The sequence below is a fragment of the Sinomonas humi genome, from assembly GCF_000802235.1.
In the GTDB taxonomy this organism is placed as follows: Bacteria; Actinomycetota; Actinomycetes; order Actinomycetales; family Micrococcaceae; genus Sinomonas; species Sinomonas humi.
In genome coordinates, this window is the sequence record NZ_JTDL01000044.1 from 1 (window position 1) to 18,191 (window position 18,191).

Here is an 18,191-nt window from a genome sequence, read left to right on the forward strand (position 1 = left end):
CCCTTGGCGTCCCCCGCGGCGGCGGCGGCGCGGGCCTTCAGCCCGGCCTGGACCGCCTTGGACGCCGCCCGGATCCGCTCCGCCCCGGCCTCCGGGTCCAACCCCGCCACCGGCCCGGCCGCGGGCTCCCGCACCGGGGCCGGCATCTGCCGCACCGGCCCCACCACACGCCCCGGCGTCACACCCACACCGTGAAACTGCTGCATCTTCGGACCTCGAACTTTCTCCGCTCGTCAGGCGGCGACAGGCTGAGCTTCGACGGCCGCGGGGGCCTTCCTGCCAACGTAGCGCTTGAGCCCGACGGTCGCCAGAGCCGTCACGACAACGCCGACTGCGATCGAGATGACCCACATGACGAAGTTGTCAATTGCGAAGAAGACGAAGATGCCGCCATGGGGGGCCTTCGACCCCGCGTTGAACGCCATGCTGAGGGCGCCCGTGACGGCACCGCCGAGCATTGAGGCCGGAATGATCCGGAAGGGATCAGCCGCCGCGAACGGGATGGCGCCCTCGGAGATGAACGATGCGCCGAGGAGCCACGCAGCCTTGCCGTTCTCGTGCTCCGCCGCGTTGAAGGTCTTGGGGGAGATGACGGTCGCGAGGGCCATGGCGAGTGGCGGCACCATACCGGCAGCCATGACTGCGGCCATGATGTGGTACGGGGCCTGATTCGTAGCGCTGGCTGCGCCGAGGCCGGCAACGGCGAACGAGTACGCAACCTTGTTGACCGGTCCGCCGAGGTCGAAGCACATCATGAGGCCGAGGATGATGCCGAGGCCAACGGCGGCTGCGCCGGACATGCCCGAGAGCCAGGAGTTGAGGCCGTCGGTGATCGCCTTGATGGGCCAACCGAGGACCACGAACATGAGGCCGGAGGCGATGATCGATGCGATGAGCGGGATGATCGCGACCGGCATGAGGCCGCGTAGCCACTTGGGTGCGGAGAGCGAACCGAGCCAGTGCGCGGTGTAGCCGGCAAGGAGGCCGCCGACGATTCCGCCGAGGAAGCCGGCACCCATGAGGCCCGCGACGGCGCCAGCGGTGAAGCCCGGCGCGATGCCGGGGCGGTCAGCGATGGCGTACGCGATGTAGCCGGCAAGGGCGGGAACGAGGAAGCCGAGCGAGGTCGAGCCGATCATGAACAGGACCGCACCCAGATATGCGCCGAGCGGGCCCCAGGCCTGCGGCCCGAATTGCGTCGGAAGGTCGAAGAAGTTGTTCTTCACGACGATCGTGCTCGCGTACTTCGTGATGTCGTAACCGCCGAAGAGGAAGCCGAGCGCGATGAGCAGGCCGCCCGCGGCGACGAACGGGATCATGTAGCTGACTCCGGTGAGGAGCGAGCGCTTGAGCTTGCCGCCGACTGACTCGCGGCCCTCGGGCTCTTCGGCCGGCGCGCCGCCCGTGGCGGCGAGCCGGCGTCCGTTCGGGTCAGCGGCGACGGTGAGCGCCTCATTGAGCATGACGAGAGGCTCGTCGATGGCGCGCTTGACCGGCGACTGGACGTAGGGCTTGCCTGCAAAGCGGTCCTTGCCGCGGACGTCGACCTCGACCGCGAACACGACGGCGTCGGCGTTGTCGATGACGGTCTGGGGAATCGGCGTAGCACCCGCCGAACCCTGGGTTTCGACGACGACGTCGATCCCGTTCTCCTTGCCGGCCGCCACGAGCGAATCGGCTGCCATGTAGGTGTGCGCGATGCCGGTCGGGCACGCGGTCACGGCGACGACGAGCTGGCGGTGCCTGTGAGCGGCGGGTGCTGCCGCAGGGGCCGGAGCGGCTGCAGGGGCGGCTGCGGCGGTGGGGGCACCCGAGGCGCCGAGGCCGAGTGCCTCGTTCACGAGGTCCACAATGTCTTCCCGGGTACGGGCGGCACGGAGGGACGCGGTGAAGTCCTTCTTGATGAGGCTCCGGGCGAGCTTGGCGAGGAGCTTGAGGTGCTCCTGGTCAGCGCCTGAAGGAGCAGCGATGAAGAAGACGATATCGGCGGGACCATCCTTGGCTCCGAAATCGACGGGCTGCGAAAGGCGAGCCATCGCGAGGGAGGGCACCTTGACGGCTTCTGATCGGCAGTGCGGGATGGCGATGCCGCCGGGAACGCCGGTGGCCGTCTTCTGCTCGCGGGCATACGCGTCCGCGAAGAGGCCGTCGGCGGCCGTCGCGCGGCCGTCGTCTGCGACGGTCTGGGCGAGCTTCCGGATCACGTCAGCCGAAGCGTCGCCGAGGGCGACGTCGAGCAGGACCAGCTCCGGGCTGATGAGTTCGGTCATGGTCAGTCCTTCGTGAGAGCCGTGACGGTCACGGCAGAGGGATCGGTCTGGTTGACTGCCGGGACGGTCGATCCCGGCAGGGAGGCTGCCGCCGCGCCGTGGGCGACTGCCTGACGGAGACGGCCTTCGGCGTCCGCTCCGCTGATGTCGGCCAGGAGGTACCCGGCCAGCGAGGAGTCGCCGGCACCAACGGTGCTGACGGCTCGGATGGGGGCATGCGTGGCGAGCCACGCGCCGTCGGCCGTCACGAGGACGGCACCTTTCGCGCCGAGCGTGGCGAGCACTGCACCCACGCCAGCGTCGACGAGAGAGCGTGCGGCGGTAGCCGCCCGCTCGGGGGAGGCCTCGAGCTCCGCCGGGGTGCCGGGGTCAGGGAGGCCGACGAGCGCGGCGAGCTCTGCGAGCTCGTCCGCGTTGGGCTTGAGGAGGTCTGGGCGGCCACCTAGTGACGCGGCCAGCGGGGCTCCCGAGGAGTCAACAGCGATCTTCGGGGCGGCCGGGCCGAATTCCGCGCGCAGGCGCTCGGCTGCCGACGTGTAGAAGCTGGCGGGGACACCGGGCGGCAGGGATCCTGCAAGCACGACCCACGAGGCCCCGCCCGACTGCTCTACGAGGAGCTTCAGGAGCTGCTCCTGCTGGTCCAGGGTGAGTTCCGGCCCAGGCTCGTTGACCTTCGTGGTCACTCCGCCCGGCTCCGTGAGGGTCACGTTCGAGCGGAGGGTCTGGTCGATCGGGAGCGCTGCGAACGGAACCTTGGTGGTCTCGAGGCCTGCGAGGAGCGGATCGCCCGGGTCGCCCGGGAGCACGGCGACGGTCTCGAGGCCCGAGGCGACGAGCGCACGGGAGACGTTCACGCCCTTGCCGCCTGACTCCTGCCGGACGGCCACAGCGCGCTGGACCTCGCCGCGCAGGAGGGGGCCCCCGAGCTCGACGGTCCGGTCCAGGCTCGGATTGGCCGTGAGGGTCACGATCATGAGTTGCCTGCCTTCACTACTTCCACGCCAGCCTTCTCAAGCGCCGCCGCAAGCTCGGGCGATGGATCGGCGTCCGTGACGAGGGCGTCGAGTTGGTCGAGCCGTGCGAACTGGACGAGGGTTTCGACGCCGAGCTTGCTCGCGTCGGCGAGGACGACGACGCGGCGCGCCGCGCGCACGAAGGCCTCCTTGACTGCCGCCTCTTCGCTGTCCGGGGTGCTGAGCCCGAAGGCCTCGTGGACGCCGTTCGTCCCGATGAAGGCGAGATCAGGACGCAGGCGCTCGACGGCGTCGACCGTTTCCTGCCCCACCGCTGCCCGGGTGAGCCCCCGGATTCGCCCGCCGAGGAGGTGGACGGCATGCGTGGAGCTGCCTGCGAGCTTGTCGGCGAGCGGAAGGGCGTTCGTGATGACGACCTGCTCTTCACCGTTGCTCCGGCGCCCATTCGCCTGTGCGAGAAGCACGTCGGCAAGAGCCTCGGTCGAGCTTCCGGCGTCGAGCAGGATGCTTCCTGGCCGGCTGCTCGCGATGAGGGCTGCGGCGGCCTCGGCGATGAGCTGCTTCTGGGGGAGGTGCTGCACGAGGCGCTCGGAGAGCGTGGTCTCGGTCGTCGATACGCTGTCGGCCGGAACGGCGCCTCCATGGACCCGGCGCAGGACGCCGGCCTGCTCAAGGGAGGCGAGGTCGCGGCGGACGGTCTCGGTCGTGACGGCGAAGCGGTCGGCGAGTTCCGTGACGCTCACGCGGCCAGCCTCGGCGACGCGGGCCGCTACGAGTCTCTGCCGCTCCTCGGCGAACATCTGCATCCGAACGTCCTTGTCCTCGTGCACTCATCCCGACCGGGATGTGGTGTGCATCACAACAACTTTGGTTTAGTTGACTCTATCTGCGTTTATGTGGCTTTGTCAACGGGTTCCAACACAAACACAGACGAGCGTTGTTGGGGGAGGCTCCAGACACACGTAGAGCCCGGCACGTGGCCGGGCTCTACAGTTCTTCTTGGGCTTTGGGCGCTGACCTTCGAAGGTCTCTCGCTCACCTACATGTCGACGTCGTCCACGCCCGCCCGCCGGTGCACGACCGTGCGGCGGGTCGTCGATGCCATGATGATCGAGACGATGAGGCCGATGACGCCGACCACCATGAGGATGTACCCGATCACCACTTGGTTGATGTACGGGATGAGCCCCGGTGCCACGGCGAACGCCAGGATGGCACCCAGCGCGATGAGAACGATCGATGAACCAATTCGCATGATTCACTCCTGACGGTTGGCGGGTGCAGCTTGCACTCGTTGCAGTACATCTACTACCCGCCCGGAATGCCCCTAAACGTGCCGCTCGTGTTCGCTCTTGGCCTCTCTCACCCAGCCTTTTGCGCGGCTAGGCTGAGGGGATGGCGAGGAAGAATTCTGCATTCCGCATCGCTGGGACGACGGCCCGTGGCGCGCTGTTCGACCGGAAGGGCAAGCCCCGGCCCCGGCTGCAGCAGCTCATCCTGCGGGCTGTCGACGTGCAGCGCCCGCTCGTGGTCGCGAACCTGCGGCGGCTCAGGCGCCGCTATCCGCACCTGACGACCGCCGAGCTGAGCCGGCGGCTCGACCGAGACTACCTGCGCACCGTCGTCGGCGGCGGCGCCGCGATCGGCGGTACGGCCGCGGTTCCCGGCGTCGGGACGGTCACCTCGCTCGCGCTCTCCGCCGCGGCGACAGTCGCGTTCCTCGAGGCGACCGCGCTCTACGCGGCGTCGATCGCGGAGCTGCATGGCGTGCACCTCGAGGACCCTGAACGAGCGCGGACGACGATCATGGCCATCATGCTGGGGGAAGAAGGAACCGCCCTCCTGAGCGAGCTCACGGGCCACGCCCTCGGCGGCTCCGGCTCCCACAACGCGGCTTGGGGTGCGGCGATCAACCGATCGATCTCCGACCCCACGGCTCGGCTGATCCAGCGGAAAGTGCGCGAGCGCTTCATCAAGTGGCTCCTGCGCCGGCAGACCGGCGTCATGCTGGGCCGGGCACTGCCGTTCGGCGTCGGAGCCGTGGTCGGCGGTTTCGGAAACCGGGCGATGGGCCGCGCCGTCATCCGCTCGACGCGGACGGCATTCGGAGCGGCTCCGGAAGTGCTCCCCGGCGAGCTCGCGGGCTAGCCGCCGAAGATCGCGTGGGCGATCGCGTAGATCACGAGGCCCGCAAGGGCACCCACGATCGTACCGTTGAGCCGGATGTACTGAAGGTCCCTGCCGACCTGAAGCTCGATCTTCTGCGAGGTCTCCTCGGCATCCCATCGGGCAATGGTGTCCTCGATGACACCGGCAATGTCCGAGCGGTATGTCGCGACGGCGTATCCCGCCGCCTCGCCGATCCAGGCATTCACCTTGCCCGCGAGCTCATCGTCCGAGACGAGGCGGGTGCCAAAGTCACGGACGCCCGTGGTGAAGCGGTGGTAGAGCTCGCTCTGGGGGTCGTTGACCGCATCGAGGAGTGCGTGCTTGATGGTGGTCCAAGTCCGGCGAGCGAGATCGCGCACTTCGGGGTCGCCGAGGATCTGGCCCTTGAGCGACTCGGCGCGGGCGATCATCGCCGGATCGTACTGCAGGTCCCGAGCGAGGTCCTTGAGGTACTTGTCGATGGACTCGCGCACCTGATGGTTCGGGTCGCTCTGGACCGCGGCGACGAACTTGGAGAGCTCGATGTAGACCTTGTCGCCGACGAGCTCGTTCGCGAAATTCGGGACCCAGGAGGGGGAGCGGTCGGTCACGACGTGGGTGACAGTGCCGTAGTTGGCCGCCACCCAGTCCGCCGCGCGGTCCACGAGGAGGTCCACGAGGCGGTGGTGGTGGCCGGCGTCGAAAATGCGCTCGGCGAGGCGGCCGACGGGCGGTCCCCACGGCGGGGCGAGCAGATGCTTTCGGACGAGCGCCTCGATGACCGCCTGGACGTCGTCGTCGTTCAGGACGGTGAACGCACCGCGGATCACGGCCGCACCCTCTTTGGCCACCCGGTCGGCGCCCGCAGGGGTGGAGAGCCAGGACCCCGCCTTGCGGGCGATATCCACCGAGTCGAGCTTCGCCCGCACGACGTCGGCCGAAAGGAAGTTGTCCTCGACGAACCCGCTGAGGGCCGAGCCGATCTGGTCCTTGCGCCGCGGGATGATCGCCGTGTGGGGGATCTTGAGGCCCATCGGGTGGCGGAAGAGCGCCGTGACGGCGAACCAGTCGGCCAGTGCGCCCACCATGCCGCCTTCCGCGGCAGAGCGGACGTATTCAAGCCAAGGGAACTGGCGTTGGAGGGCGAACGCGACGGCGAACACCGCTGCGATCGCGATGAGAAGGCTCAGCGCGAGCGTTTTCATACTGCGCAAAGCCGCCAAGCGCTCGGCGTCTTCGGGGCTGAGCTCAGCCGTCCGTCCCGTCTCCGGGCTTTCGGCACGATGGAGCGTCACCATAGGCCAACCCTACTCGGGGAATCAGGAGTCAGCAGGTTCGGTAGCGTAGAGCTATGACTTCCGAGCGCCCTCTCGTGTATGCCCACCGTGGGGCGAGCGCCCAGTTCGCAGAGCACACGCGCGCAGCGTACCTCCAGGCTCTCGCCGACGGGGCGGACGGCGTCGAGTGCGATGTCCACCTGACCCGCGATCAGCACCTCGTCCTCCTGCACGACCCCAACCTCGACCGTACGTCGAACGGCACTGGGGCCGTCGCCGACCGGACTCTCGCCGAACTTCGCGAGCTCGATTTCTCCTCATGGAAGGGCGCCCGGATCCCCGCCGAGTTCGGGGCAGTCAGCCAGCAGCTCCTGACGCTGCCCGAGCTCCTCGACCTCCTCGCCGACGTCGGACGCGAGGTCGGGCTTGCGATCGAACTCAAGCATCCCAGCCCGTACCAGCTCCGGCTCGAGGACACCGTGCTCGCAGTCCTTGAGGCCCGCGGATGGGAGGCGAGCTCGTCCCGCCTCGGCAACGTCCGTGTGAGCTTCATGAGTTTCGACGCCGACGCCATCCGTTACCTGCTCGCCCGCGTCCCTGCCGAACACGTGTGCATGCTTGTCGACGACGTCCAAGTCGAGGATGTCCGCACGGACCTCGCCTTGGGGCGGTTCACGGGAGGGGCTGTGGCGAACGTCCTCAAGGCGGCGCAGGCCGAGGCCGAGGCGATTCTCGACGGCGCCCGCACCGGTCTCGCGGGCCCGGGCATCGGCTACGTCCGGAACCACCCGAACCGAGTGCGGGACTGGCTCTCCGCGGGCCGGCGCTTCCGCGTCTGGACAGTCGATGAGCCCGACGACGTCAATCACTGCCTGAGCGTGGGGGTTCAGGAGATCACGACCAACCGTCCAGCGCAGGTGCTCCGACAGGTGGCCGCAGGCGTTGTCTGAGGGACGTCCCGCCCGTGTCTGACGGGCAGCTTGATCAGGGGGCCGCGGACGACGACGCTCCCCAGGTTCCGCTGCGGCGCTCGCCGGCGTTTCGCATCGGGATGTCCATTGCCGTGGCCACGGGCCTCTACGGGATCTCCTTCGGCGCCCTTGGAGTTGCCTCGGGCCTGAGCGTCCTCCAGACGATCGTCCTGAGCCTGTTCATGTTCACGGGAGGATCACAGTTCGCCTTCATCGGCGTGATCGCCGGTGGCGGATCGGGAGCCGCAGCGGGTGCGGCCGCCACCCTCCTCGGCATCCGCAATGCCGTGTACGGAATGCAGCTCAACTCCATGCTCGGTCCTCGCGGGTGGAGTCGCTTCGCCGCTGCGCACGTGACGATCGACGAGTCGACCGCGACGGCCTCGGGCCAGAGCGAACGCGTCGAGCAGCGCCGCGGCTTCTGGAGCGCTGGCATTGGCGTCTTCGTGCTGTGGAACCTGTTCACTGCCGTGGGCGCCTTTGCCGGCAACGCGATCGGCGACCCAAAGCAATGGGGCCTCGACGGCGCCGCGGTGGCCGCCTTTCTGGGCCTCCTATGGCCGCGGCTCAAGGGTCGTGAGCCGGCGGCGATCGCCGTCGTCTGCGCTCTCGCGACCGTGCTCGCCGTGCCGTTCGTGCCGCCGGGCGTGCCGATTCTCGTCGCAGCCCTTGTTGCGGCCATCCTCGGCTGGATGAGCCACGCTCGTGCTGGCCGCCCTCTCGAAATGGAGGGCCTCGAACCCGACGTCGACCCATACCCCCACCGGCCGGGGCCCGGAGGCAAACCTGGGAGCGCGGAATGAACCTCTGGATCTGGGTGATCGTCTCGTGTGCCGCGGCCTACGGCATCAAGCTGCTCGGCTACCTCGTGCCGCGGCGGTGGATGAAGAACGAGCGCATGACCCGCATCGCGGGCACCGTGACGATCGGTCTCCTGGCCTCGCTGACGGTCGTGAACGCTCTCGGGAACGGGCAGTCCCTCGCCTTCGACGCGAGGATCGGCTCACTCGTGGCTGCGGCCGTGGCGCTCCTGCTGCGGGCACCGTTCCTCGTCGTCGTCATTGTCGGTGCCGCCGTCGCCGCAGGCCTGAGGCTGCTCGGCTGGGGCTAGCCCGTGGCGTCACAGCGGCAGGTCCACCTCGGGGATGGCCTCGAGCGGCGGGAGCGGCCGGGGCTCACGGTGGGTTCGGATCGCGTCCTCCACGAGGGCGACGTAGCGGAGCCACGCCATGGAGCCGGGGGCCACGGTGTCGCCGACGCCGATGAGCATCGCGACGAGGCGGACCATGTCCAGGAGCCGGAGTTCCTCGCGGAGAGTGCCCTGTTCCTGGCCGCGATTCAGCAGCACGCCCATCGACTCGATGAGCTTGCCCGCGAGTCCCACGAGAAGCTGGCGGCGCCCGGCCACAGCGGAGAGCAGGTGGTGCTCGTCGTTGGCGACCTGCATGACCGCGCTGAGGACCTCTACGAGGCCGGCGGCCGCGTCCGGGTTGTCGAGGGCATCCTCGGCCACGGGTTCGACCTTGACCTTGATCTGCCGTTCAATCGCCGCCAGGACAAGTTCCTCCTTGTCCGCGAAGTTGCGGAACAGCGTCGCGGGGCCGACTCCGGCCCTATCCGCGACCGACTTGAGGGAGACGTTCGGGCCGTCCTCACGGAAGCATTCGAGGGCTGCCGTGATGATCTTCTCGATGTTGCGAGCCGCGTCCGCCCGCATCGGCTTCCGCCAGGCTCCTTCGTACTGCATTCCTCCACGGTAGCTACCGAGAGTGCGCCGTGGTCTATGTGAAGCTGAACTCTCAGAGAAATCTCGCGTTTTGCGTACGAAAAGGGCGGCGGCCAGCCCCTGGAACTGTCCTATGGGCATGGAAGACTGGCCCCATGATTGTCGCTTTCTCTGTCTCCCCCTCCGGCGAGCGGCCCGAAGAAGCGGGCCAGACGCCGTCGAACGTTCCGGCCGATTCAGTCCATGAAGCGGTAGCCGCCGCCGTGAAAGTGGTGCGGGAGTCGGGGCTGCCGAATCGGACGAGTTCCATGTTCACCGAGATCGAAGGTGATTGGGACGAGGTCATGGACGTCGTGAAACGAGCCACGGAGGCCGTGGGCCGGTATGGGACGCGCGTCTCGCTCGTGCTCAAGGCGGACATCCGCCCGGGCCACACGGGCGAGATCGAGGGGAAGGTCGAGCGGCTCGAACGAGCAATCAACAGTGCGGGGGACCCACGGAAGTAGATGAAAGCTGCTTCCGGCCTCGGGAAGGTCGGTGGACGCGAGTAAGGGTGTCCCATCAGGTCTCATCCAGCCCGAGAGCGGGTTCGAGGATTTCCAGGGTCCGGTTCGGCTGCCATCTCGCGTATCGTCGTGGCCCGCCGGCGGTCATGACGGTCACCCATACGGCCAAGCCTTGTTCCAGAGCTTCAGGGGAGGGCTCCTTGTCAGGGCCGGGAAGCAAGAGCCCGGTTTCCCTAAGGAGGTCGCCAACCCGCGGGGCGGGTATGCCGAGTTCTGAGCTGAGTTCTTGCTGTCCCCAATATTCCGCTCGGCTGACGGGGTGTCCGTTGTCATCAAAGATGGGCGGTCTTGGCCTTTCCGAAGGCCCGCCTTCTGCTCTCGGGATCGGTTCCGGTTGGGTTTCCAGATCAGGTCGCATCCGGGCCACGGTCAGACCATCGGGCTGCTTTGCTTCCCTTAGCCTGGGTGTGGGGGCGAACAAATCGCCGACCCGTAGGTGGGGAGGATGATGGTCCAACTGCAGTGAGATCGCTTTGAAATACGGGAGCTTGGCCCATTCCCCGCGGTTGCCGATGACGTAGAGCCGGTGCTTTGCCCGGCTGACGGCAACGTTGAAAAGGTTCGGAGTGTCCACTGCCCAGTTCCTGGCTCGGGACGTCTTGCCTCCGAGGACGAGGATTACGATGTCTGCTTCCTTGCCCTGAGCTCGGTGGACAGTTCCCGACTGCGTCTTCGATTCGCGAAGGTACCGTTTCGCCCGGCGCTCGAGTTCGAAGGCTGTCTGCCGGAACGGGGAGATGGCGAGCACCTTGGACATATCGTGCCCGGCCTCCATAAGGCTCCTAAGGAGTTCATCGAAGCGGATCAGCTCCTGAGCAGAAGCATGCCCATTCCATTCGATCGTGGTCACATCGAGCCATGACGATTTCGGAGCTTCTTGACGATGCTCCTCTTCGGGGAATCTCCGGAGCATGGTCTTTCCACCGTGAATCATGAGGCCGTCGTAGACCTCGTAGTTGACAGTGTCGAACATGGGGTTATCGCATCGGCGGTGGACGCGCAGCGGGGCACCGACCCAGATTTTGTCCCGCCCAGCTGGTTGAATGTTCGTGCCGTACTTTGCTGTCCGATCGGCGAGAACCTGGGCCGGGTTGGTCCCGGGGAGCCAGTGCGAGTCGGTGCCCGTGATCTCAAGGAGCCGGTTCTGGTATTCGCTGGGGAGAGTCACCACTGGCGTGAGCTGGAGCGGATCGCCCACCAGCAGGGCGCGTCGTGTCCGCCAGATGCCGCAAGCGGCTGCTTGCGGGGGAGCTTGCCCGGCCTCATCTATAAAGAGCCATCCGAGCTGTTCGTCTTTGAGGGACGCAAAGAGCCTCGGCATGGAGGCGAACGTGGTGGTGATGGTCGGCACTACCATGAACAGCGCTTCCCAGGCCTCCCTCACTGCCCTTGAAGGGGTATCAGGTGCGATTGACTTCTTCAGCACATTGCACGCAGCCGAAAGGTTCTGACGCATCTTCTCGTTCTGGTCGAACACGAATGCTCGGTGCAGTTGGAGGGCTTCGAGAAAGAGCCGGGACCGCGACTCGTTGAACTCCTTGTCGAGCCACGGTGCAGCCTTCTCGCGCTCGATGCTGCCGACTTCGAACCAGTCCGCGGGGGGCCCCTCATGGGTATAGCGGGAGAGGGCGCTCTCCATCATCGCGACCTGTCGTTTCCGGTCCTGCAGACGGCCGAAGGTCTCGTCCCGACGCTCCCGAAGCGAAGAGGCAACCCTTCGTGACTGATCGATTGTCGCTTTTAGGATCGCGGCCTCCGCGCCCGCACGGTCCACGCGCTCGGCGAGGTTGACTTGCCGTCGTCTCCACCCGGTCATAACTCGTCCAAATGAGAAGATCTGTTCTAGAACTCCGGGCCGTGCGGCGAGATGGGCGGCAAGGTCGGAACGATCCGCAGCCTCCGACCCAGCGAGTTCTGCAAGACTCTCCTCCTGCCGGGAGACGAGTCTCTCTTGCTCCTTCAGTTGCGTGCAGTCGACCTCAAGCGCGCGTTCGAGGTGTTGTGTCTCCTGGCGGCGGCGGGGCAGGTGGAGGAACGCGTCGTGGAGCCGCTGTCGTACGGTCCGAAGGCGATCCACCTCGGATTTTGCCTTCAGGAAAGACTTCCTGGCTTCCGGCCAGGAGAGCGCATTGGCGGGCGGATGGTTCAGCTGTTGGAAGAGTCCGGGGACGGCATCGGCAGCGTCAGGCCACCTCTTGTCGCCGAAGAGTGCTGTGTTGATAAAGGCTCCGACGTTGGAGGAGTTCCCAAGTTTGGCGGAAACCAACGCCCACGCTTGCTTCGGGGAGTCGTCGTCGCGATTGCTGTTCTTCTCATTCAACAGTCGGGTGGCGATCTCTGGGAAGTATCTGGCCGTAGCGCAGAACGTGGGGCCGATGACGTCTTTGGAGAGTGCAGGGATTTCGAGGCTGATGTTCTCAACCGCTCCGTTGTTGGACGAGGCTATGACCATCTCGAACCCACGCAGGCTTTCGTGCAGCCTGTGAACCTTACTCCGGATTCCGGACCTAGTCCCGATTTCGCTAGTCTCAACAAATGCGCTTCCAGCGTGAGCGAACGAGGCCAGAGCCGTGGCGCGCTTGGTCACCAAGGCCGCGATCATGTCTCTGAGCATGGTCGTCTTGCCGGTGCCGGGTGGTCCGTTGACGGCGAAAAGCCCCTCAGCGCCTTCCAGATCGGCCAGCGCGCGGTTGACCGCGAATTGCTGCGAAAGCGCTAAGGGATGTCCGATGTCGCTCGGCCACCGGCCGTCGGGCAGCATGTTCGGCGCGACCGAATCATAGACGGCGGCGAGGTCCTCGCGGAGGTCTATTCTCTGCCCCGTTGGGTTGAGGCCCAAATACTGACGCATGGCCCCACCTCGCCGGTGGGTCTTGGAGATCGATAAGAGGTCGGCGAAGAAGAAGCTGTTGAGGAACTTCGGCTCAGGATCCTCACCGTCTCGCCTCGGTCGGATCTCCCGGCTCTCCACCCTTACGGCGGTAAGTTCCTCGCCTCGGTATTTCAGAAGTCCCTCAGCCCCGGTTTCATTCAGTCCGAGATCAAGAATCGCTCGGAGATCGGCGTGGGACAGGGGCCGGGTATGGAACCCAGACGCCGACTCGTCCCCCGCCCGGATGCCGCGGGCCACGACAAGGTCGCCGAGCTGCCGCGCCCATCTGGTCTCATCAGCTGTGAAGTCCGCCAGAACATCGTCCAGCAGGTTCCGCTGCCGGAAGCGACCGACAGCCCAGACACACTGCGACAGGGTCACATCGTCGACGCCGAGCACCCCGTCTTCCCCCACACTGACCATCGCGACCGCGCTCTGACCAGCAGGCGGACCGGCAAAGTCCTCGGCCGCTTTCGGACCGAGGACGGCCCAAGCCGACTGCAGGTCGTACACGCCCAGAAACACGGTGTGCCGCCACACATACCCTGGGCGGCTCCGCGGCCAACGAGCATCCTCCCATGGGAGTGGAGCCTGGTTCGCATAGTCCGCTACGTACGGAATCGCTCCGCGTGACCTAGACGGCATCGGCACACCCTGGGGTGAGAAGGCCTCAACTGCGAGCCAGAAGTTGAACGGCGCACCTTGGGCCCCCGCCGGACCTCCTTCGGCACCGCCCCATGCCCCACCCATAGCTACGCCCCCTTTTCGCTTGCTGCCAAGTCCACGACGGGCGCAGCTGTCCAGTTACTGTAATCGGGCAGAATCACTGACGGCTCATCACAAGGCCCTGGCTGCCTCCATCAAGTTCAGGCAAGTAGCTGATTGGGGCGATCGAGGGCGTATGGCGCTGCTGGACAGAGGTGGATTCAGCAGGTTACGAATGTCACTCTGCTTCCGTACGCAACCCTTGAGCGTTGCGCCGCCTCCGGGACCGGACCAGACTGGGCGGCATGGTCGAGCACGCACCCAAGCCCGGATGGACCGACGTCGAACACTGGCTGACCGAGACTGTCGTGAAGCCTGGGCCCGAACACGAACGGGCGCTGCAGACCGCCGTCGAGCGCGGGATGCCCGCGATAGAGGTACAGCCCACTGCTGGGAAGCTGCTTCACCTCCTCGTCAGGATGAGCCAGGCCCGGCGGGTCCTCGAGATCGGGACCCTGGCGGGATACAGCACGATCTGGATGGCCCAAGCGCTTCCCGATGACGGTCATCTCGACACGCTTGAGTACCTACCCGAGCACGCGGAGATCGCGCGTGCCAACGTAGCCGCAGCGGGCCTCGACAACCGCGTCGAGGTGCACGTGGGGACAGCCCTCGAGACTCTGCCGACGCTCGAGGGCCCCTACGACTTCGTGTTCATCGACGCGGACAAGCAGAACAACACGAACTATCTGCAGTGGGCCGTCCGGCTCGGGCGCCCGGGAACGGTGGTCGTCCTGGACAACGCCGTGTGGGAGGGCGCACTCCTCGATCCGGAGGTCGATGAGACGAACACGCCCGGCATTATCGCGGCGCTCGAACTGCTCGGTGAGCCGCCCTTCGATGCGACGGTCGTTCAGACCGTGGGCTCGAAGGGCTGGGACGGTTTCGCGCTCGCGGTTGTGAGGTAGCGGCGCATGGAATTCGAGATCACGTACGCCGGGCCCGACGACGCCGAGGAGCTCCTCGCCGTCAAGGACCAGGGCTGGCGAGAAGCGTACGGACATCTGTTCTCGCCCGAGTTTCTCGCGCGGCTCGGCGACAATCCGAACCGCACGGAGCGGTGGCGGCAGCTTCTGGCGGGCGACGGCGGGGAGCGCTTCGCGGTCGGCCGCTCGGCCGGGCGTATGGTCGGGATGGCGGGTGCGGGCCCCGCCCGTTCCGACGCCCCTGCTCCCCAAGAGCTCTACACGATCTACATCCTCGCGGAGGCGTACGGGAGCGGACTTTCGCAGGCCCTGGCTGATCGGGTGCTCGGCGACAGCCCTGCCTTCCTCTGGGTCCTGGAAGAGAACCCGAGGGCCATCGCCTTCTACAGAAAGCTGGGCTTCGAGCCGGACGGTGCCCGCGAGTTCTTCGTAGCCGATGACCAGCGTGTGCCCGAGATCAGGATGGTGCGGACGTGAACCTCCGGATCGCTTGACCCCGCGGCCCCTGACCCGCGTCCGCTCGGGGCGGATCAGCCCACATGGATGCCGTTCCCCGCGAGGAACTCCCGAGAACGGCCGATCTGGCGGTCGGTGGAGAAGGCCTTCCACTGCTCGCTGAGATTCTCGGAGTGGACGATGTCGCGGAATCGGGAGAAGGCGCCTTTGCCCTCGATCGCCCGCTCCAGCCGCTCCCGAAGGGCCTTATCGCGCTGCCGCTGGGCAAAGGCCGTCATGTCCTGCCACCCGTCGGGAGAACCGGTGCACTCGAGCCGGAGCCAGCGGTCGGGGTCCTCCTCGACGTCGATGGCGGCGTCCTCCCCGACGATCATCGGGTCCGTGGAGCTGTCGACGTATACCTGCCCGGTCTGGAGGTCGAGGTAGCCTCCCTCCGAGAGGGCTGGGTCACCTTCAAGGACGGTGCCGAGCATGTCCAGATCCACTGGCACCACCTTGGCTGTCAGCGGCACGGAGCGCAGGCTGGCCAGGAGGTCATCAGCGAGCACGCGATCTCCAGCGCCGCTGCGCCACGTCAGCCGGTTCACCACGGATACTGCCACGGGCTCGGTCTCGCGACGCTTATGCTTCAAGGCCATTGGTATCCCGGCCCCAACCTGCTGCAGCGCGTCATCGATGTCGCGTCCCGTCACAGCGGCGAGGAACCGATGCGCGTCTTCCTCTGCAATGGCCTTGCGCAGCTCGGCGAGGTCGAGCGCAGGAATCTGCGCGTGCCCGGGCCAGACGTGCTGCAGCATCGGATGAGGGTGGCTCGGCCTTCGCGGCGCCGCGCTTTGGCCGTCGTCATCGGCCCAGCGGCGCCCGTACTGGTCCGGGATGCTGCCCCAGCCCCAGTACGGCAGAGGCGCATCTGGGCGGATGCCCAACACCTCAAGCGGATCAACCTTTTCCTCCCCGACCACGCATCGGTGCGTCCAGCCGTCGCCGAAATCGAACGTGAACTGGAACTCGGCCCCGGTCCCCACCGTCCGGGCAACCTTGGCAGAATCAATGTTGAGTGGCACGATGATCGGCCCCCCGATCGATCCCGCCATCTCGGCTCCCGTTTCCTCGTCGGCAATCACCCGGCCGTCGGCTAGGGAGAACATGGACAGGTGCGAGCGGTCCCACCGGGCGAAGGCATCGTTGATGGCGTTGGCGAGATCCATGAACGTGTGCGAAGGTCCCACCGCGAAGATTCGCCCCGGCCGGGGCCACAGCTCCTCGCCGCGCCCGCCGAGCAGTTCCACAGTCAGCGAGAGCCAAGTCCTTGCCATGCACCAAGGATGTCATCCCGCGGACCAAGGTCGTTATCCATCTGGTGGAGGTCCCCTGGCAGGACTCGACCAGCAATGTGCGGATAGCGTGGTCGTCATGGACACGCGCATGCCCGGCCCCATCCCCGGCCTCTACCCCATCGATACGGGCATGGCGGAGCTCCAGCGCGACGGCGACGCCTCGGACGGGTGGCTCCTGAAGATCAACGGCGTCCAGAGTTCCCACATAGTCCTGAGCGACCCGCTGCGCCTGGACTTCGAGTACATGCGCTGGATCATCGCCCTCGTGGAGGAGCGCTTCCCGCCCGAAACCACGGACAGGCTCCGCGCGCTCCACCAAGGCGGCGGCGGTTGCTCGATGCCGCGCTATCTCGCGACGCGCTACCCCCAGGCGCGGCAGGTCGTCGTCGAACTCGACGGGCAGCTCGCCGAGTATGTCCGCGCCTGGTTCAACCTGCCGAAGGCGCCGCTCCTGCGGCTCCGCGTCGGCGAGGCGCGCGCAGTCACCGAATCGCTCACCCCGCGGACCCGGGATCTCATCATCCGCGACGTCTTCTCCGGGTCGCGGACCCCGCACCCCCTCACAACCGTCGAGTTCACGCGGTCTTCGGCCCTGCTCCTCGACGCCGGCGGGCTCTTCGTGGCGAACGTCGGCAGCGCCCCGGACCAGGTCACGGCCCGCGAGGAGGCCGCCTCGATCGCCGAGGTCTTCCCCTACATCGCCGTGGTCGCCGACCCCGCGATGCTCAAGGGGCGGCGGTACGGGAACATCATCGTCGCGGGAAGCGACAGCCCGCTCGAAGGCTCAGCCGCCCTCCGCCGTCGTCTCCTCGGTGGGGGCGTCCCGGCCCAGTTCTGGGACGACGCCCAAGCGCGAAGCTGGATCGGAAAGGCCGCGCCGAGGCACGACCCGCCGGGGAGCTCGGGGCCGGGGACCGCTACCCCATGAGCACCGGCCGCGCCTCCGCGACCTTGCGCTTGATGGCGTCGACAACGGCGGCGACAGCAGGGTGGCGCATCGAGTCGGGCCTGAGCACCATCCAGTACGGAAGCTGCTCGTGGAAGTAGCCCGGCAGGAGCCGCACGAGATCATCGTGGCGGTCGGCCATGAAGCACGGCAGGAAGCCGATCCCGGCTCCGGCACGCGTCGCCTCGATGTGCACGAACACATTCGTCGACGTGAGGCCGTCCCGCATCTCGGGGGCGAGGCGGCGGGGTGCGTCGAGATCGTCGACTTGGAGCATGGAGTCCACGAAGTAGACGAGGCCGTGGCGGGCTAATTCCTCGGGCGTCTCCGGGGCGCCGTGCCGCTCGAGGTAGTCGCGCGAGGCGTACATCCCGAGCGTGTACTCGCCGAGCCGCATTGCCTCGGCGCGGTGCACCTGCGGCTCGCCGACCACTACCTCGATGTCGACGCCGGAGCGCTGCTGGAGCGCCCGCCGGGTCACCGTGATGAGCTCGACCGCGAGATTCGGGTGGTCCTTCCGGAGCTCCGCCACTGCTGGCGAGGCGATGTAGGCGCTGAAGCCGTCCGTCGCCGTCATACGCACGACGCCGGTGACGGGGTCGTCCGCGCCGGGGGCGAGGCGGCCGACGGCGACGGCCACGTCTTCGGCGACGCCCACCGCGCGCTCGCCGAGGGGAGTGAGCTCCCAGCCGCCGGCCGCCCGGGCAAGCACCCTGCCACCTAGCGACTTCTCGAGGGCTGCGATCTTGCGGGCGATCGTCGTGTGGTTGAGCCCGAGGCTTTCGCCCGCTGTTGTGAACTTGCCCGCGCGGGAGACCTCGAGGAGGACGAGGAGCTGGTCGGGCGAGGGGGACGCCGTCGTCATGCCGCCTACCTTAGCGGCACTGGGTGGAAGTTATCTGCATTTCTGCACAGTTACCCTGCGGTACTGGTCATTGAAGAGACAAAACTGCGCAG

General features: G+C 67.1%; 17 protein-coding genes and 1 pseudogene. 8 read left to right on the forward strand and 10 right to left on the reverse strand.

The genetic code is table 11. The annotated features are described in order from the left end of the window. The 5 genes and pseudogenes from LK10_RS03815 to LK10_RS03835 all read right to left on the reverse strand — a co-directional run. A pseudogene (locus tag LK10_RS03815) lies at window positions 1–206 on the reverse strand (phosphoenolpyruvate--protein phosphotransferase); the annotation flags it as partial. Window positions 207–233: 27 nt separating this feature from the next. After that, window positions 234–2,270, reverse strand: a complete 2,037-nt coding sequence (locus LK10_RS03820; protein ID WP_043120285.1) for a PTS fructose transporter subunit IIABC — start codon at window positions 2,268–2,270, stop codon at window positions 234–236. A 2-nt stretch (window positions 2,271–2,272) separates the two neighbouring features. Beyond that, window positions 2,273–3,244: a 1-phosphofructokinase family hexose kinase gene (locus tag LK10_RS03825; RefSeq protein ID WP_043120288.1), complete on the reverse strand. Its 972-nt coding sequence runs from the start codon at window positions 3,242–3,244 to the stop codon at window positions 2,273–2,275. After that, window positions 3,241–4,044 carry a DeoR/GlpR family DNA-binding transcription regulator gene (locus tag LK10_RS03830; protein WP_043120349.1) on the reverse strand — a complete coding sequence of 268 codons (804 nt, stop codon included), beginning with the start codon at window positions 4,042–4,044 and terminating at the stop codon, window positions 3,241–3,243. Before LK10_RS03830 ends, LK10_RS03825 begins: the two co-directional genes overlap by 4 nt. A gap of 239 nt (window positions 4,045–4,283) precedes the next feature. Next, the gene (locus LK10_RS03835; RefSeq protein ID WP_043120290.1) at window positions 4,284–4,499 is read right to left on the reverse strand and encodes a hypothetical protein; all 216 of its coding nucleotides are present in this window, start codon (window positions 4,497–4,499) and stop codon (window positions 4,284–4,286) included. Between the two features lie 140 nt (window positions 4,500–4,639). On the opposite strand from LK10_RS03835, the gene LK10_RS03840 reads away from it, so the two are divergent. After that, a complete protein-coding gene (locus LK10_RS03840; RefSeq protein WP_052206922.1) occupies window positions 4,640–5,392 on the forward strand; it encodes a hypothetical protein in 753 nt (250 codons plus the stop codon). Here LK10_RS03840 and LK10_RS03845 read toward each other — a convergent pair. Next, window positions 5,389–6,690, reverse strand: a complete 1,302-nt coding sequence (locus LK10_RS03845) for a DUF445 domain-containing protein (RefSeq protein ID WP_052206923.1) — start codon at window positions 6,688–6,690, stop codon at window positions 5,389–5,391. The genes LK10_RS03840 and LK10_RS03845 overlap by 4 nt on opposite strands. 53 nt (window positions 6,691–6,743) lie before the next feature. Here LK10_RS03845 and LK10_RS03850 point away from each other — a divergent pair, with 53 nt between their 5' ends. From LK10_RS03850 to LK10_RS03860, 3 genes are all read left to right on the forward strand, one after another. After that, window positions 6,744–7,619, forward strand: a complete 876-nt coding sequence (locus tag LK10_RS03850; protein WP_043120292.1) for a glycerophosphodiester phosphodiesterase — start codon at window positions 6,744–6,746, stop codon at window positions 7,617–7,619. Window positions 7,620–7,720: 101 nt separating this feature from the next. Then, the gene (locus LK10_RS03855; protein WP_052206931.1) at window positions 7,721–8,443 is read left to right on the forward strand and encodes an AzlC family ABC transporter permease; all 723 of its coding nucleotides are present in this window, start codon (window positions 7,721–7,723) and stop codon (window positions 8,441–8,443) included. Beyond that, window positions 8,440–8,751: an AzlD domain-containing protein gene (locus LK10_RS03860; protein ID WP_043120294.1), complete on the forward strand. Its 312-nt coding sequence runs from the start codon at window positions 8,440–8,442 to the stop codon at window positions 8,749–8,751. The genes LK10_RS03855 and LK10_RS03860 overlap by 4 nt, the downstream gene beginning before the upstream one ends. A gap of 9 nt (window positions 8,752–8,760) precedes the next feature. On the opposite strand, the gene LK10_RS03865 is transcribed toward LK10_RS03860, so the two are convergent. Then, window positions 8,761–9,387, reverse strand: coding sequence for a TetR/AcrR family transcriptional regulator (locus LK10_RS03865; protein WP_043120295.1), 627 nt, complete (start codon window positions 9,385–9,387; stop codon window positions 8,761–8,763). Window positions 9,388–9,521: 134 nt separating this feature from the next. Between LK10_RS03865 and LK10_RS03870 the strand changes: the two genes are divergently transcribed. Next, complete coding sequence (locus tag LK10_RS03870; protein WP_043120297.1) at window positions 9,522–9,872, forward strand: thiamine-binding protein; 351 nt, start codon at window positions 9,522–9,524, stop codon at window positions 9,870–9,872. Window positions 9,873–9,927: 55 nt separating this feature from the next. Here LK10_RS03870 and LK10_RS03875 read toward each other — a convergent pair whose 3' ends face one another. Further along, complete coding sequence (locus tag LK10_RS03875; RefSeq protein WP_197061840.1) at window positions 9,928–13,203, reverse strand: DEAD/DEAH box helicase; 3,276 nt, start codon at window positions 13,201–13,203, stop codon at window positions 9,928–9,930. Window positions 13,204–13,814: 611 nt separating this feature from the next. Here LK10_RS03875 and LK10_RS03880 point away from each other — a divergent pair. Beyond that, window positions 13,815–14,477, forward strand: coding sequence for an O-methyltransferase (locus LK10_RS03880; RefSeq protein WP_043120299.1), 663 nt, complete (start codon window positions 13,815–13,817; stop codon window positions 14,475–14,477). A gap of 6 nt (window positions 14,478–14,483) precedes the next feature. Further along, window positions 14,484–14,972 carry a GNAT family N-acetyltransferase gene (locus tag LK10_RS03885; protein ID WP_043120301.1) on the forward strand — a complete coding sequence of 163 codons (489 nt, stop codon included), beginning with the start codon at window positions 14,484–14,486 and terminating at the stop codon, window positions 14,970–14,972. A 53-nt stretch (window positions 14,973–15,025) separates the two neighbouring features. Here the strand turns inward: LK10_RS03885 and LK10_RS03890 are convergent, their stop codons facing one another. After that, window positions 15,026–16,267 carry a UPF0158 family protein gene (locus LK10_RS03890; RefSeq protein WP_043120303.1) on the reverse strand — a complete coding sequence of 414 codons (1,242 nt, stop codon included), beginning with the start codon at window positions 16,265–16,267 and terminating at the stop codon, window positions 15,026–15,028. A gap of 97 nt (window positions 16,268–16,364) precedes the next feature. On the opposite strand from LK10_RS03890, the gene LK10_RS03895 reads away from it, so the two are divergent. After that, entirely contained in the window at window positions 16,365–17,216 is an 852-nt protein-coding gene (locus tag LK10_RS03895) for a spermidine synthase (protein ID WP_043120304.1), read from the forward strand. On the opposite strand, the gene LK10_RS03900 is transcribed toward LK10_RS03895, so the two are convergent. Continuing rightward, the gene (locus tag LK10_RS03900; RefSeq protein ID WP_043120306.1) at window positions 17,206–18,099 is read right to left on the reverse strand and encodes a LysR family transcriptional regulator; all 894 of its coding nucleotides are present in this window, start codon (window positions 18,097–18,099) and stop codon (window positions 17,206–17,208) included. The genes LK10_RS03895 and LK10_RS03900 overlap by 11 nt on opposite strands. Window positions 18,100–18,191 lie beyond the last annotated feature (92 nt).

Bases quoted from the DNA above. Each gene is read 5' to 3' on its own strand.
- LK10_RS03820 (WP_043120285.1), bottom strand. From the start codon at position 2,270: ATGACCGAACTCATCAGCCCGGAGCTGGTCCTGCTCGACGTCGCCCTC.
- LK10_RS03865 (WP_043120295.1), bottom strand. From the start codon at position 9,387: ATGCAGTACGAAGGAGCCTGGCGGAAGCCGATGCGGGCGGACGCGGCT.
- LK10_RS03845 (WP_052206923.1), bottom strand. From the start codon at position 6,690: ATGGTGACGCTCCATCGTGCCGAAAGCCCGGAGACGGGACGGACGGCT.
- LK10_RS03860 (WP_043120294.1), top strand. From the start codon at position 8,440: ATGAACCTCTGGATCTGGGTGATCGTCTCGTGTGCCGCGGCCTACGGC.
- LK10_RS03840 (WP_052206922.1), top strand. From the start codon at position 4,640: ATGGCGAGGAAGAATTCTGCATTCCGCATCGCTGGGACGACGGCCCGT.
- LK10_RS03900 (WP_043120306.1), bottom strand. From the start codon at position 18,099: ATGACGACGGCGTCCCCCTCGCCCGACCAGCTCCTCGTCCTCCTCGAG.
- LK10_RS03885 (WP_043120301.1), top strand. From the start codon at position 14,484: ATGGAATTCGAGATCACGTACGCCGGGCCCGACGACGCCGAGGAGCTC.
- LK10_RS03835 (WP_043120290.1), bottom strand. From the start codon at position 4,499: ATGCGAATTGGTTCATCGATCGTTCTCATCGCGCTGGGTGCCATCCTG.
- LK10_RS03830 (WP_043120349.1), bottom strand. From the start codon at position 4,044: ATGTTCGCCGAGGAGCGGCAGAGACTCGTAGCGGCCCGCGTCGCCGAG.
- LK10_RS03895 (WP_043120304.1), top strand. From the start codon at position 16,365: ATGGACACGCGCATGCCCGGCCCCATCCCCGGCCTCTACCCCATCGAT.
- LK10_RS03890 (WP_043120303.1), bottom strand. From the start codon at position 16,267: ATGGCAAGGACTTGGCTCTCGCTGACTGTGGAACTGCTCGGCGGGCGC.
- LK10_RS03880 (WP_043120299.1), top strand. From the start codon at position 13,815: ATGGTCGAGCACGCACCCAAGCCCGGATGGACCGACGTCGAACACTGG.
- LK10_RS03825 (WP_043120288.1), bottom strand. From the start codon at position 3,244: ATGATCGTGACCCTCACGGCCAATCCGAGCCTGGACCGGACCGTCGAG.
- LK10_RS03855 (WP_052206931.1), top strand. From the start codon at position 7,721: ATGTCCATTGCCGTGGCCACGGGCCTCTACGGGATCTCCTTCGGCGCC.
- LK10_RS03870 (WP_043120297.1), top strand. From the start codon at position 9,522: ATGATTGTCGCTTTCTCTGTCTCCCCCTCCGGCGAGCGGCCCGAAGAA.
- LK10_RS03850 (WP_043120292.1), top strand. From the start codon at position 6,744: ATGACTTCCGAGCGCCCTCTCGTGTATGCCCACCGTGGGGCGAGCGCC.